General features: G+C 69.5%; 13 protein-coding genes. 1 reads left to right on the top strand and 12 read right to left on the bottom strand.

Going from position 1 to position 12,758, the window contains the following annotated elements; genetic code table 11:
- Positions 1 to 149: 149 nt before the first annotated feature.
- The 5 genes from IU459_RS10680 to IU459_RS10660 all read right to left on the bottom strand — a co-directional run bounded on the left by IU459_RS10680 (position 150) and on the right by IU459_RS10660 (position 5,653).
- A complete protein-coding gene (locus tag IU459_RS10680; protein WP_195129313.1) occupies positions 150 to 1,712 on the bottom strand; it encodes a uroporphyrinogen-III synthase in 1,563 nt (520 codons plus the stop codon).
- A gap of 61 nt (positions 1,713 to 1,773) precedes the next feature.
- Entirely contained in the window at positions 1,774 to 2,829 is a 1,056-nt protein-coding gene (gene hemC, locus IU459_RS10675; RefSeq protein WP_228837686.1) for a hydroxymethylbilane synthase, read from the bottom strand.
- Positions 2,826 to 4,268 (bottom strand): glutamyl-tRNA reductase, encoded by a 1,443-nt coding sequence (locus tag IU459_RS10670; protein ID WP_195129312.1) that lies wholly within the window; start codon positions 4,266 to 4,268, stop codon positions 2,826 to 2,828. The genes hemC and IU459_RS10670 overlap by 4 nt, the downstream gene beginning before the upstream one ends.
- Positions 4,269 to 4,332: 64 nt before the next feature.
- A complete protein-coding gene (locus IU459_RS10665) occupies positions 4,333 to 5,163 on the bottom strand; it encodes a redox-sensing transcriptional repressor Rex (RefSeq protein WP_324198826.1) in 831 nt (276 codons plus the stop codon).
- Between the two features lie 229 nt (positions 5,164 to 5,392).
- Complete coding sequence (locus tag IU459_RS10660) at positions 5,393 to 5,653, bottom strand: glutaredoxin family protein (protein WP_195129310.1); 261 nt, start codon at positions 5,651 to 5,653, stop codon at positions 5,393 to 5,395.
- A 222-nt stretch (positions 5,654 to 5,875) separates the two neighbouring features.
- On the opposite strand from IU459_RS10660, the gene IU459_RS10655 reads away from it, so the two are divergent.
- Entirely contained in the window at positions 5,876 to 6,823 is a 948-nt protein-coding gene (locus tag IU459_RS10655) for an HAD family hydrolase (RefSeq protein ID WP_228837741.1), read from the top strand.
- A gap of 4 nt (positions 6,824 to 6,827) precedes the next feature.
- Here IU459_RS10655 and IU459_RS10650 read toward each other — a convergent pair whose 3' ends face one another.
- The 7 genes from IU459_RS10650 to IU459_RS10620 form a co-directional block, all read right to left on the bottom strand.
- Positions 6,828 to 7,835, bottom strand: a complete 1,008-nt coding sequence (locus IU459_RS10650; RefSeq protein WP_195129309.1) for a lysophospholipid acyltransferase family protein — start codon at positions 7,833 to 7,835, stop codon at positions 6,828 to 6,830.
- A complete protein-coding gene (locus IU459_RS10645) occupies positions 7,832 to 8,905 on the bottom strand; it encodes an NAD-dependent epimerase/dehydratase family protein (RefSeq protein WP_324198825.1) in 1,074 nt (357 codons plus the stop codon). Before IU459_RS10645 ends, IU459_RS10650 begins: the two co-directional genes overlap by 4 nt.
- A 207-nt stretch (positions 8,906 to 9,112) precedes the next feature.
- Positions 9,113 to 9,214, bottom strand: a complete 102-nt coding sequence (locus tag IU459_RS10640) for a 30S ribosomal protein bS22 (protein ID WP_003402602.1) — start codon at positions 9,212 to 9,214, stop codon at positions 9,113 to 9,115.
- 225 nt (positions 9,215 to 9,439) lie between these two features.
- Positions 9,440 to 9,742 carry a helix-turn-helix domain-containing protein gene (locus IU459_RS10635; RefSeq protein WP_440446478.1) on the bottom strand — a complete coding sequence of 101 codons (303 nt, stop codon included), beginning with the start codon at positions 9,740 to 9,742 and terminating at the stop codon, positions 9,440 to 9,442.
- 145 nt (positions 9,743 to 9,887) lie between these two features.
- Positions 9,888 to 10,703, bottom strand: a complete 816-nt coding sequence (proC, locus tag IU459_RS10630; RefSeq protein ID WP_195129308.1) for a pyrroline-5-carboxylate reductase — start codon at positions 10,701 to 10,703, stop codon at positions 9,888 to 9,890.
- Positions 10,704 to 10,735: 32 nt separating this feature from the next.
- Positions 10,736 to 11,641: a thioesterase family protein gene (locus tag IU459_RS10625; protein ID WP_195129307.1), complete on the bottom strand. Its 906-nt coding sequence runs from the start codon at positions 11,639 to 11,641 to the stop codon at positions 10,736 to 10,738.
- Positions 11,642 to 11,776: 135 nt separating this feature from the next.
- Positions 11,777 to 12,658, bottom strand: a complete 882-nt coding sequence (locus IU459_RS10620) for a sugar phosphate isomerase/epimerase family protein (RefSeq protein WP_195129411.1) — start codon at positions 12,656 to 12,658, stop codon at positions 11,777 to 11,779.
- Positions 12,659 to 12,758: the final 100 nt, after the last annotated feature.

Genomic DNA, 12,758 nt, shown 5'->3' with positions numbered 1-12,758 from the left:
CGGCCGGCTTCGACGCCCCGGCACAACGTTCACCAGCGCATTCTTGGCCACCTCGAGGTGCGGACGGCTCGACCGCGATGCGCAAGCCAGATCCGAGCCTGTCGGCTACGGAGCAGCCGTGGACACGCAGGCGCGGCCAAAAGCACAGCTCAGCGGCTGCGGCGGCTCTTCTTGCGCGGCGGCGGCAGCAGGCCCTCGGCCCGCAGGCGCGCTGCGTGCTCCGCCAGTGCCTCGACCAGCGGACCGACCTGGGCCACCTCGGGCTGCACGTCAACGCGCAGGCCGAACTCGATGGCCGTCTCGGCGGTCTTGGGGCCGATGCACGCCACGATCGTGCGCGCGTGCGGCTTGCCCGCGATGCCGACCAGGTTGCGCACGGTGGAGGACGAGGTGAACAGGACCGCGTCGAAGCCGCCGGTCTTGATCATCTCGCGGGTCTCCGCGGGCGGCGGCGACGCGCGCACCGTCCGGTAGGCCGTGACGTCATCGATCTCCCAGCCGCGGTCGCGCAAGCCCTCGGCCAGCGTCTCGGTGGCGATGTCCGCGCGCGGCAGCAGCACCCGGTTCACCGGGTCGAAAACGTCGTCGTAGGGCGGGAAGTCGGCAAGCAGCCCCTCGGAGGACTGCTCACCGCTCGGCACCAATTCCGGGTTGATACCGAACGAGCGCACCTTGTCCGCGGTGGCCTCGCCGACGCAGGCGATCTTCACACCGGAGAACGCGCGCGCGTCCAACCCGAATTCGGCGAACTTCTCCCACACCGCGCGCACCGCGTTGGTGGAGGTGAACACCACCCACTGGTAGCGCCCGTCGACCAGGCCCTTGACCGCCCGCTCCATCTGAGCGGGACTGCGCGGCGGCTCGACCGCGATGGTCGGCACCTCCATCGGGATGGCGCCGTGCGTGACGAGCCGCTCGCTCATCTCGGACGCCTGCTCCTTGGTGCGCGGCACCAGCACGGTCCAGCCGTACAGCGCCCGCGATTCCCACCAGGACATCTTCGAGCGCTGCGCGACCACCTTGCCGATGGTCACCACGAGCGGGCCGACCAGCTCGGAGGCCGCGCTGTTCAGCGTGGCCAAGGTGGCCTCGATGGTGCGCTGCTGGCGGGTGGTGCCCCGCACCGTCACCGCCACCGGGGTCTGTGGCGCCATGCCGTGCTCGACCAAGGCGCTCGCGGTCTCGGCCAAGTGGCCAGAGGTCGAGTGCAGAACGAGCGGACCGGGCGCGGCCGCGAGCGCCGCCCAGTCGACCTCGCCGCGCACATCGGCCTCGGTGTGCCCGGAGCCGAGCGCGATGCCCGCGTAACTGGGCACCGCCGAGCCGTTGGGCAGGCCCGGCAGCACCTCGAAGATCATGTGCGACCGCGTGACGGCGTTGACCTCGGCGATCACCGAGTCGGTGGTCAGCGGGTCGCCCGCGACCACGCGCACCACGTCGTGCCCGGCACGCGCCTCGGCGATCAGCGTCTTGGCCACTTCGGCGGGCTCGCCGAGCGCGGGTCGCACGTCGACCGGGCGCTCACCGTCGGGCCCCGGCTCGACGTCGGTGCCGATCAAGGCCAGCACGCCCTTGTCGACGTCCGGATCGGTGAAAGCCAGCGTCGCCCGTCCGATCACCTCACGCGCCCGCACCGTGAGCAGCGCCGGGTCACCCGGACCCGATCCGACGAAAAGGATCCGACCGGGGTGCTTCTTCGTGCCTCGGCTCATGCCCGCACCTCGCTTGCGCTCGGCTCCGGCATGCCCGAAGGCGAGGTGAGGATTCGCTCACTCATCGGCTGTTCTCCATTGGGCTGGTGTTGGGCAAGTCTGCGGCGGGCGGATGCACCGCCCGGGTGAGGGAACCGTCGTCCGGTTCGGTGGCGAGCAGCTCGCGCGCGCCCATGTCGAGCAACTCGCGGGCCAGCGCACGGCCCAGCTCGACCGCGTCGGCCGGGGCGCCGACCACCGACGCCCGTAACACATCGGACCCGTCGATGGCGGCCGCGCACGCGCGCAGCGAGAGCTCGTCCACGATCCGGCCTTCGTCGTCGAGCGACTCGACCACCTCGGCCAGCGCGCCGATCGGCGCGGTGCAGCCCGCCTCCAGCTCGGCCAGCAGTGACCGCTCGGCGAGCACCGACGCGCGGGTGGCCGCGTCGTCCAGGCCGGTCAGGATCTCCATCACGGCGGCGTCGTCGCTGCGGCACTCCACCGCCAGCGCGCCCTGGGCGGGAGCGGACAGCATCTGCACCGGCTCCAGCGCCTCCGTGACCGCGTCCAACCGCTCGATGCGGGCCAGTCCGGCCCTGGCCACCACGACGGCGTCCAGTTCACCCTCGCTGACCTTGCGCAGGCGGGTGTCCAGATTGCCGCGCAGCGGGACGATGTCCAAGCCGAGACCGAGCGCCCGCAACTGCGCGGCGCGACGCGGCGCGGAGGTGCCGACCTTGGCTCCCGCAGGCAGCTCACCCAGCACCAGTCCGTCGCGCGCGACCAAGGCGTCCCGCGGATCCTCTCTAGGCGGGATGGCGGCGATGGTGAAGCGCGGGTCCAGCGCGGTCGGCAGGTCCTTGTAGGAATGCACCGCGATGTCGATCGCGCCTGCGGCCAGTTCGTCACGCAGCGCGGAGGTGAACACGCCGACACCGATCTTCTGCACCGGATCGGCGGACAGGTCGCCTGCGGTCTTGATCACGACGAGTTCGGCCGGGTGCCCGGCGGCGATCAGCGCGTCGCGCACAGTGCCCGCCTGGGTGAGCGCGAGCAGGCTCCCCCGGGTGCCGATACGCCAAGGCCCGCGGGGGGCTTGCGCTGTCGCGTCGCCTTGGTGGTGGACCATGGTCATGCCGTCTGCCCCTGTTCCTCGCCGCGATGCCCGGCGGTGAAGTCGTCGGCCAGCGCGATCTCCCCGTCGGCCAGTGTGATCTCGGCGCGATCGCCGGCGAGCGCGGTGATCTCCATCGGCGCGGCGACCGCCTGCGCCGCACCCGGTTTCAGTTCGAACAGCTCACGCAGTGCTTCGGCGTAGCTGTCGCCGCCCGGCGTTGACGCCAACTGCTTGACCCGCACGGTCGGCGCGTGCAGCAGCTTGTCGACCACACGGCGCACCGTGCGCGCGACCTCGTCGCGTTCCGGATCGGCCAGGCCGGGCAGCCGCGAATCCAGCCGGAGCAGTTCGGCCTCGACCACCTCCGCCGCCCGCTGGCGTAGCGCGGCTACGGTCGGGGTGACCTCGGCCATCCGCTGTCCGGCAAGGTATTTGGCGAGTTCGTCGGCGACGATCGAGCGGGCGGCCGCGGTGTCGTCGGCGGCGGCGCCCGCCGCGGGATCGCGCTGCAACGTCTCGATGTCGATGAGGGTGACGCCCGGTAGCCCGGCTACGGCGTGCTCGACATCGCGGGGCAGGCCGAGATCGCAGAACACCAACGGCCGCTCCACCGTGGCGAATTCCTCGCCGCGCTCGCGGTCGGTCAGCGCGCGATGGGAGTCGGCGAGAGTCACGACGGCGCCTACCGCGCCGGTACAGGTGACCACCACGTCGGCCGCGGCCATCGCCTCGGTGAGCCGGGACAGCTCCTTCGCCTCGGCGGTCACGCCGTGCGTGCGCGCGGTCTCGGCGAGCCTGCGCGCCCGTCCGATCGTGCGGTTCACCACGATGATCCGGCCGATTCCCGCACGCGAGAGATGTGCTACCGCAAGGCCGCCCATCGCGCCCGCTCCGACCACCGCCGCCGTCCGACCGGCCAGCGGCCCGAGCACGTGCTGTGCGCGATCCAGCGCCACCGACACCACCGACGCGCCCGCGCGGTCGATCCCGGTTTCCGCGTGCACCCGCTTGCCGACCCGCAGTGCGTGCTGGGCCAGCTCGTGCAAGGTCCGCCCGACGGCCTGCTGCGCGTCGGCGGAGGCGTAGGCGCCGCGAATCTGGCTGAGCACCTGCTGCTCGCCGACCACCATCGAGTCGAGGCCGCTGGCCACCGCGAACAGGTGCTCGGCGGCGGCCTCGGCGTAACGGACATAGGCGTGCTTGGTCAGATCGGGCAGCGGCAGGCCGGAGTGCTTGGTCAGCAGGTCGCCGATCTCGGCCAGGCCGCCGTGGAAGGCGTCGACCACGGCGTAGACCTCCACCCGGTTACAGGTGGAGACAATCATCGCCTCGGACACGTGGCTGGAGGCGAGCAGGCGGTCGATCAGTTTCGGCCGGTCGGCGTCGGTGATGGCCACCTTCTCCAGCACCGATACCGGCGCACTGCGATGGGAGATGCCGACGAGAAGAACGCTCATGCCTCGCCCTCGCTATCGCCCGGCACCGCCGTGCCGCGCTGATGGACTCGCTCGCTGCGCTCACTCATGGTGTGACCACCGATCCCTTGCTGCTTGGCTCCGTTGCCGTATGCGGGGTTGTCGAGTGCTGAAGTGCCGGGTGCGCGGACCCCGCGTGCGGTGTCGGCAGGTGCCGGCCGATGTGGCCGGCGCCGCCGTGCGCGACCTCGGGGAGTGAGGTCTGTTCCGCATTGCGCACCCGTTCGAAGGAAAGCATCTGCATTTCGACCGCCAGATCCACGCGGCGCACCTCCACAGACGCCGGAGCGACCAACTCGCACGGGGCGAAACTGAGGATCGACTGCACACCGGCCGCGACGAGGCGGTCGCAGACGTCCTGGGCCGCGTCGTCGGGAACGGTGATTACCGCGATGGTCGGCTCCAGCTCGGCGACCGCTTCGGCCAGTTCGGCGACGTCACGCACCACCAGCCCGGCGACCGTCATGCCGATGACCTCGCAGTGGCTGTCGAAGATGCCGACCACGCTGAATCCGCGCCGCCGGAAGCCGCCGTACCCGACCAATGCCCGGCCCAGATTGCCCGCGCCGACCAGCACCACGCGGTGGCCCTTCGACAGGCCGAGCACGTCTTCGATCCTGGAGCGCAGTTTGGCCACGTCGTACCCGACACCGCGAACTCCGTTGGGGCCGAGGAAGGAAAGATCCTTGCGCAATTTGGCCGAATTGACACCCGCCGCGACAGCCAGTTCCTCACTCGATACGATGGCAACACCGTCGTCGGCCAACATGGCGAGGACCCGAAGATAGGTAGCCAGCCGCGCGACCGTGGCCTGCGGGATGTCTTTCTGCAGAGCCCTGCCGGAGACGCCGCCTGGCGCCTCATGCTGCTCTGTCACGTCGTCGGCTCCTCGTCCCGGCGCCTCGGGCACCGGTTCGTCGCTCGACCCTCTGACCCGGGACGGTCCGGTGCCATGGGTGTCGAAGTTTCGGATTTCGGGGCGGCTCCGCAGCCTCGGCATGCGGGTCGCGTGCCACCACCGTAACTGCTTGTGAAGCCCTGCACAAAGTCGGTGAAATTGGCCTCATTTTCCGTCCCGACCAGCACAGTGGCCGAAACGGCTTCGCTCAGCGCCTCAGGTCGGCGCGCAACCGGGCCTCGTCGACATCGAAATAGCTGTGTTCGCGGCCGTCGAGCAGCACGACCGGAAGCCGATCGCCGTACTCCGCGCGCAGGCCAGGGTCGGTTGCGGCGGCTTCGTCGACGTCGACGGTCCCCGGTTCGATACCGAATTCGGCGCAGATCACACGCAGCTGTTCCAGCGCCGTCGCACACAGCCCGCAGCCGGCGCGGGTAAGCAATGTCACCGAATGTGTGGGATTGGTCATGCGGATATTTAATCGGGGGCTCGTTCGCCGCGAAGGCGCGGTACGCGCCACTCGATTGTGTCGCACACCGCCTTCTGCCGTGACTGTCGGCCGATCCGGCTACTGTTGACATGGTTCGCGCGACGGGCGGAGGTACTGGTGCCGGAACGATCGAAGGTGGCAAGGGCCGGATTCATCGCGGGACGATTCGGGGAGTTTCCGGCGCGGTGGAATCTGAGCCAGATGGGCCAAGGGCTGCAGGATCAGCTCGCCCGCATCTCGCGCAGCCCCTTCGGCCCGAGCGAAGAGGAATTGCGCGCCAATCTGGCGGGTGAGGCGAGCGCGGACGCCGCCCTGACGTTGCACGACGCGGAGCTGGCCGCGGGCGAGGTGGAAGCCGCGGGACCGGAGGCGCCGCGCGACCTGACCGCGGCGGCGTTCTTCGACGTCGACAACACCATGGTGCAGGGCGCCTCGATCGTCCACTTCGCGCGCGGGCTGGCCGCGCGCAAGTATTTCAAGACCTCCGATCTGGTGGACGTCGCCTGGAAGCAGGTGAAATTCCGGGTGACCGGCAAGGAAAGCAGCACCGACATGGCCAGCGGCAAGGAAAAGGCGCTGGCGTTCATCGCCGGTCGCTCCACCGCCGAACTGGCCGCGCTCGGTGAGGAGATCTACGACGAGATCATCGCCGACAAGATCTGGCCGGGCACCCGCGCGCTCGCGCAGATGCACTTGGACGCGGGCCAGCAGGTGTGGCTGGTGACCGCGACCCCGGTCGAATTGGCGCAAGTGATCGCGAAACGGCTCGGGCTGACCGGCGCGCTCGGCACCGTCGCCGAAAGCGTGGACGGAAAGTTCACCGGACGCCTCGTCGGTGACATCCTGCACGGTCTGGGCAAGGCGCACGCGGTGCGCACGCTGGCGATCCGCGAGGGCCTGAACCTCAAGCGGTGTACGGCCTACTCCGACAGCCACAACGACGTGCCGATGCTCTCGCTGGTCGGCACGGCGGTGGCGATCAACCCGGATTCGGATCTGCGTGAGGTGGCCAAGAACCGGGGCTGGGAGATTCGCGATTTCCGGACCGGCCGCAAAGCCGCCAAGATCGGCGTGCCGACGGCGCTGGCCCTGGGCGCAGCGGGCGGCGCCGTCGCCGCGGCGGTGACCCGCAGGCGCGACAGCAGCTAGCCATTCACCCCGTGAAAACGTTGCGGCGCTTGGTGAGCAGCTTGTAGAGCGTCTGCTGGATGGTCTCGCGAACCTGGTCGGTGATCTCGAACATGGTCATCGGATCGTCGGCCGCCTCCGGTTCGTATGCGGTGGTCGGGATGGGCGTGCCGAACTCGATGTACCACTTCGACGGCAGCGGCACCGCGCCGAGCACGCCCAGATGCGGGAACAGCGGCGTCACCGGGAAGTAGGGCAGTCCGAGCAGCCGGGCCAGCGGCTTGAGATCGGCCAGCTTCGGGTAGATCTCCTCGGAACCGACGATGGAGCACGGGATGATCGGCGCGCCGGTGCGCACCGCCGCGGCGACGAAACCGCCGCGGCCGAAGCGCTGCAGCTTGTAGCGGTCGGTGTACTGCTTGCCGACGCCTTTGAAGCCCTCCGGGAACACGCCGGTCAGTTCGCCGGAGCGCAGCAGGCGCTCGGCGTCCTCGCGGCAAGCGAGCGTGTGCCCCGCCTTGCGGGCCAGCACGCCGAGAACCGGCATCTCGAAGATCAGATCGGCCGCGAGCAGACGCAGCGCACGCTGCTTGGGGTGCCGGTCGTGCACGGCCAGCTGCAGCATCAGGCCGTCCAGCGGCACGGTGCCCGCGTGATTGGCCACGATCAGCGCGCCGCCGGCTTCCGGGATGTTCTCCATCCCGCTGACCTCCACGCGGAACCACAGCTCCGACAGCGGGCGCAGCGCGGGCAGGATGAGCGACTCGAGCAGGTGCTCGTCGAGGCCGAACTCGTCGACCTGGTAATCGCCGGTGAGCCTGCGGCGCGCGAAATCGGCGGTCTTGCTCACCTGCCTGCCGAGTGCGCCGCGCACCATCTCCGACACCGACCGCGGAGCCGGCGGCGCCACCGCGGCGCGCCGCTCGATCAGCGACGTCACCGGACTGGGAGCGGACAGCCGTCGCGGCGCGGGCCGCTGGCGCGCCTCTGCCTGGACATCGTGGAGTTGGATGACCTTCGCTACGTCACTCATTGGTGTGCTCCCGTACCGGCCCCGAGCAGGCCGAGCAGTTTGTGTTCTGCGGCGTCGATCCACGTTGGATCGACCACGGGCCGCAACGCTGCGCCCCCGATGAAGTCGTCGAACGCCTGCACCGTCGTCCAGCGCGGCTCGAACCCGAGTTCGGTGCGCATCCGCGTGGTGTCCAGGCCACAACCGAAGTGGAAATAGTCGAGCTGTTCGGTGGAGAACTCCCGCATCACCGGGCCCATCAGCAGGCGCCCCGCGGTGCGGAACACCGTGAAGGGCACCGGCAACTCGATCCGGCCCGCCCGCCGGACCGCCTGCGACAGCGACAGCGCGCCGTCGCCCGCGATGTTGTAGGTGCCGCTCGCCGCGGTACGCGCCGCGAGAGTCAGCGCGGCCACCGCGTCCTCCTCGTGCAACAGCTGCATCCTGGCGTCCCGGCCGAATACGGTGGGGGTTACCGGCGAACGCAGATATTGCACGCCGCGGGCGGCCAGCCGGGGGCCGACGATCGGGGCGAATCGCAGAATTGACGTGGCGATATCGGGGCGCCGACGGGCCAGCCCGCGAACATAACCTTCGATATCGATGAGGTCGCGCCCGAACCCACCCCGCGGCGGCGTGCGCGCACTCATTTCCTCGCTGAATTTCGCCGGATCCTTCGCGCTGCACCCGTACACCGCCGACGAGGAGCGCAACACCACCCGGTGCACGGATGGCGCCTTCTGGCACACCGCGAACAGCTGCATCGCGCCCAGGACGTTCAGATCCTTCATCACCGCGCGACCGCCGCCCGCCGGTGGGCGCGCCAGCACCGCGGTATGCACCACGGTGTCCACCTCACCACCATCGATCACCTTACGGATCAAGGGGTTTCGAATATCGGCACGTACGAATTCGGCGCGGCCCATGCGCCGCTGCAACTCTCGGCCGGGCGTCATCGTGTCGACGGCGAGAATGCGCTCGATGCGAGGATCCTGGGCGAGCCGTGCGACAACCGTTCCGCCGAAGAACCTGCTGGCCCCGGTGACCAGCACGACCTTCGGTGCGTGTCCTTCCCGACCCTCAGAACCCACCGGCACCCGCTTCCCATCGGCCAGCCGTCTTGTGATTATTCCCGGTCCTAGCGTAGCGGGTGCCTACCCGCTCACCGAGAGTATTAACCAGGATCTAACGATGACTTCAGTCACGTGATACAAATGGCGATTCCAAAATTTCAACTTTCAAACGAAAGGCCCGTCACCTATTGGTGACGGGCCTTCGCAGCTACCGCGCAGCGACGCTTACTTGCCGAGTTTGCGCCGCTGAACACGCGTGCGGCGAAGCAGCTTGCGGTGCTTCTTCTTCGACATGCGCTTGCGGCGCTTCTTGATCACAGAACCCATAGGGTTGTCCTCGCGTTCTCTCTACTCGGCGCGCACGTTCGCCGTGCGCGATTGCCGGACGTCCGTCCGCCGAGGCCCCGGCCCACCAGCCGGGTCGCTCGGCAAGCTCACGCCCCGTGTCCGCGCCGCCGGAGACCACGAGGCAACCAACAGCGATGCCACCGGCGGGCGAACACGAACCGAAGAGCTATCGTACCGGCCCGGCCACGTGGTCCCGAAACCGCCTCATCCAGCGTCGAAATACGACGTTTCCAGATAGTCGTGCACCGCCTTGGCGTGCACGCGGAACGATCGACCGACGCGCACGGCGGGCAACTCGCCCGAGTGCACCAGCCGGTACACCGTCATCTTGGAGACCCGCATCAGATTCGCCACTTCGGCGACGGTGAGGAATTGAGTACCGCCGCCGAGCACTGATTGCCCCTGCGATGCGGTCTCACGCTGTGTCCGGGAATTCCCCCGACCGCCTGCTGGACCGGAGCCGCCGGACGCTCCGGAACTTGCAGACATCTTGTTGGAAGACATCATTGCACCATTGACCTCCGGCACGTCCGCGCCGCCGGCTTCCCCACCGGCGGAACAGACACGCACGTGCTCCTTGAAGCTTAGCGGGACCAGTGGTGTTACTGCGACGGGAGTGAGAAATCGGGTTTTCCGATCGGAAACAGCCCGGTCATTCCACTGACGCACCCTGTTCGGCTGACCGTTGCTTGGCCGCGAACAGCGCCTCCAGGAAAGACGAGCGCAGTCCGCCGCGCTCCAACTCGCGCATCGCGGCCGCGGTGGTGCCCGCGGGCGAGGTGACCGCGGCGCGCAGCTCCGCCGCGGTCTGGCCGGATTCATCCAGCAGCGCGGCCGAGCCGACCATGGTCTGCACCACCAGCCGGGTGGCGACATCCCGGGTCAGTCCGAGCCCGACACCCGCGTCCACCATGGCCTCGACCACCAGGAAGAAATAGGCGGGGCCCGATCCGGACACGGCGGTGACCGCGTCCATCTGGCTCTCCGCGACGGCCACCACCTTGCCGACCGCGGCGAGCATCTCGGTCACCAGCTTCAGGTGCTCTTCGCGCGCGTAGCGACCGGGCGCGATCACACTCATGCCTTGGCCCACCAGCATCGGCGTATTCGCCATCACCCGCACCACCGGGAATCCGGCGGGCAACTTGCCCTCCAACCGAGTGGTCGGCACACCGGCGGCCAACGAGACCAGCACCTGATCCCGGTCGCCCAGCTCGGCCTTACCCAGCGAGGCGAGCACGCCGTCCACATCGCCGGGCTTCACCGCGATCACCAGCAGGTCCGCGCCGACGGCCGCATCGGTCACATCGTCGGTGACCCGGATGCCGAGACGATCGGCGATCAGATCGGCCCGCTCCCGATGCGTCTCCACCACGACCAAGTCCTTGGTCAGCCGCCCGGACTCCAGCAACCCGGCGACCAACGCCTCACCGATGCGGCCGCCGCCGATCACCGCAATTCTCGTCATGGGTGTCAAGGCTAGACGGCGCGCCCGCGCGCTCAGCGCTGGGGAACGAGCGCCAGCTGACGACTCTGCGCGACGACGGCCCCGGTCGAGTCGAGCACCAACTGGTCCTCGTCGAACATCCGCTCGCCGACTTCGTGCGTGGTCGCGATGATCCGCAGCCAGCCGGGAGCCGGCCTGCGGCGCAGGTAGGTGGTCATCTGCACGGTGGGCGCCCAGCCGAAGTGACCGAGGTTCACCGGCACGGGCGGACTCATGTCCGCGCTCATCATCGCGAAGAACATGGCGACGTCGGGATCCTGCTCGTCGCCCGGCCGCGGACGCATCCACAGCCGCAGGCGCGGTTCGCCCCGCTCGCCCGCCAGGAAGCGGGCCCACTCGCGGTCCAGGTAGATCTCGGCACCCTGGCCTACGTGCACGACCTCGCCCATCGAGGAACCGGGCTCGTAGCCGATCGCGTCGGCAGGCGGCAGCACGGGCATGTCGGTGTGCTGCGGGGCGTAGACCGGATCGGCGTCGTCCAAGCGGCTGAAGGTCAGCGCTGTGCGCACCAGGACGCGGCCGTCCTGGATGAGCTCGGTATCGGCGAGGCAGATCTGGCGGCCGATCTTGCGGACGCGTACCTCGTACTCGACCTCGCCGGGGTTCGGCGCGCCGAGGAAGTCGGAGCTCGCGGCGACCGGAGCCATGCCTACCAGCGCCGGATCGGTCGCACGCAGCCAGTTGGTCGCCGCCGCCGCGCTGCCCGCGACCATCGTCCCGCCGTGCACCTTCGGTCCGATCGTCCAGATCTCGTCGATGACGCCGAGGTAGCGGCCGGTGTCCGTCCGCGGAGTGCCGTCCGCGGCGGAAGGCGCCAGTTCGGTCAGCGCGCACACCCGGCTGAACGGCGCGTCGGTCGTGGCAGCCGGGCCGAGGTCGGCCGTCAGCTCCGTCGTCATCGTCACTCCTGTCGTCCATCGGCGTCGGGGCGTCGCACACGATTTCCGTGCCGCGACGCCGCCGAGCAGCGTTCGTACAGCGTACAACGCAACGTCCGGCCGGGAATTTCTCCGCATCCGAGGTTGGGACGATCGTCACATCGGCGGTTCGGCCGAGGCGCGGTTGGCCCCGGTAGGCGCGGGCGCCACGGCGGACACGTTCAAGTGCCTGCGCGCGAACGCCAGCGTGCGGTGCAGCATGGCCGCGCGGTCCTGGGTGGTGCGGGCGTTCTGCGTGTTGATCTCGGCCACCGCATGGCCGGCGAAGCCAGTGCTGACCAGGCTCTCGCATACTTCGACACACGGCTGGGTGCCCTCGCCGGGAATCAGGTGCTCGTCGTGGGCCGCGCCGCGACCGTCGGCCAAGTGCAGGTGGGCCAGGCCGGGACCCATGCGGGCGGCCAAGGCCAGCGGATCGGCGCCCGCGGTCGCGGTGTGCGACAGGTCGAGGGTGTAGTGCCGGAAACCGGTGTCGGTGGGGTCGTAGGAAGGGCTGAACGCGGTGAGACCCGGACCGGGGCCGCCGCGCTTGGTCAACCGTTTGACCGATCCTTCCCGCCTGCCGAACAGCGTGTCGGCCCGCATCGGGAACATGTTCTCCACCGCGACGATGACCGGGCTGTTCTCCTCCAGCTCGGCCACCTGTGCGGCGAACCCCGCCGCGTAGCGGCGCTGCCAGCGAAACGGCGGGTGCACCACCACGGTGCGCGCGCCGAGCGCCTCCGCGGTGTACACACTCCGCTCGAGCTTCGCGATCGGATCCGAGCCCCACACTCGCTGCGAGATCAGCAGGCAGGGCGCGTGCACGGCGAGTACGGGAACATCGTATCGGCGGGAGTAGGTCTGCACGGTGGCGATGCTCTGACTGGCCGGTTCGGCCCAGACCATCAGTTCGACGCCGTCATAGCCGAGTTCGGCCGCGTAGCGGAACGCGGCCTCGGCATTCTGTGGGTACACCGAGGCCGTGGACAGGCCCACCTGGATCGGCGTCGGCCGAGGCGCGGGCTCGTCCACCGAGCCCGCTCCCGTCCACGAGTCCGGCCGGGGCGCCTGCCGCGTCCCGTTCTCGCCCGCCTGC

Source organism: Nocardia amamiensis (assembly GCF_015477605.1).
GTDB classification, from domain to species: Bacteria; Actinomycetota; Actinomycetes; order Mycobacteriales; family Mycobacteriaceae; genus Nocardia; species Nocardia amamiensis_A.
The sequence above is the reverse complement of the archived record's forward strand: the minus strand, read 5'-3'. Positions and strand labels throughout refer to the sequence as shown.

Bases quoted from the DNA above. Each gene is read 5' to 3' on its own strand.
- IU459_RS10650 (WP_195129309.1), bottom strand. From the start codon at position 7,835: ATGAGTGACGTAGCGAAGGTCATCCAACTCCACGATGTCCAGGCAGAG.
- IU459_RS10680 (WP_195129313.1), bottom strand. From the start codon at position 1,712: ATGAGCCGAGGCACGAAGAAGCACCCCGGTCGGATCCTTTTCGTCGGA.
- IU459_RS10655 (WP_228837741.1), top strand. From the start codon at position 5,876: ATGGGCCAAGGGCTGCAGGATCAGCTCGCCCGCATCTCGCGCAGCCCC.
- IU459_RS10625 (WP_195129307.1), bottom strand. From the start codon at position 11,641: ATGACGACGGAGCTGACGGCCGACCTCGGCCCGGCTGCCACGACCGAC.
- proC (WP_195129308.1), bottom strand. From the start codon at position 10,703: ATGACGAGAATTGCGGTGATCGGCGGCGGCCGCATCGGTGAGGCGTTG.
- IU459_RS10670 (WP_195129312.1), bottom strand. From the start codon at position 4,268: ATGAGCGTTCTTCTCGTCGGCATCTCCCATCGCAGTGCGCCGGTATCG.
- IU459_RS10640 (WP_003402602.1), bottom strand. From the start codon at position 9,214: ATGGGTTCTGTGATCAAGAAGCGCCGCAAGCGCATGTCGAAGAAGAAG.
- IU459_RS10635 (WP_440446478.1), bottom strand. From the start codon at position 9,742: ATGATGTCTTCCAACAAGATGTCTGCAAGTTCCGGAGCGTCCGGCGGC.
- hemC (WP_228837686.1), bottom strand. From the start codon at position 2,829: ATGACCATGGTCCACCACCAAGGCGACGCGACAGCGCAAGCCCCCCGC.
- IU459_RS10660 (WP_195129310.1), bottom strand. From the start codon at position 5,653: ATGACCAATCCCACACATTCGGTGACATTGCTTACCCGCGCCGGCTGC.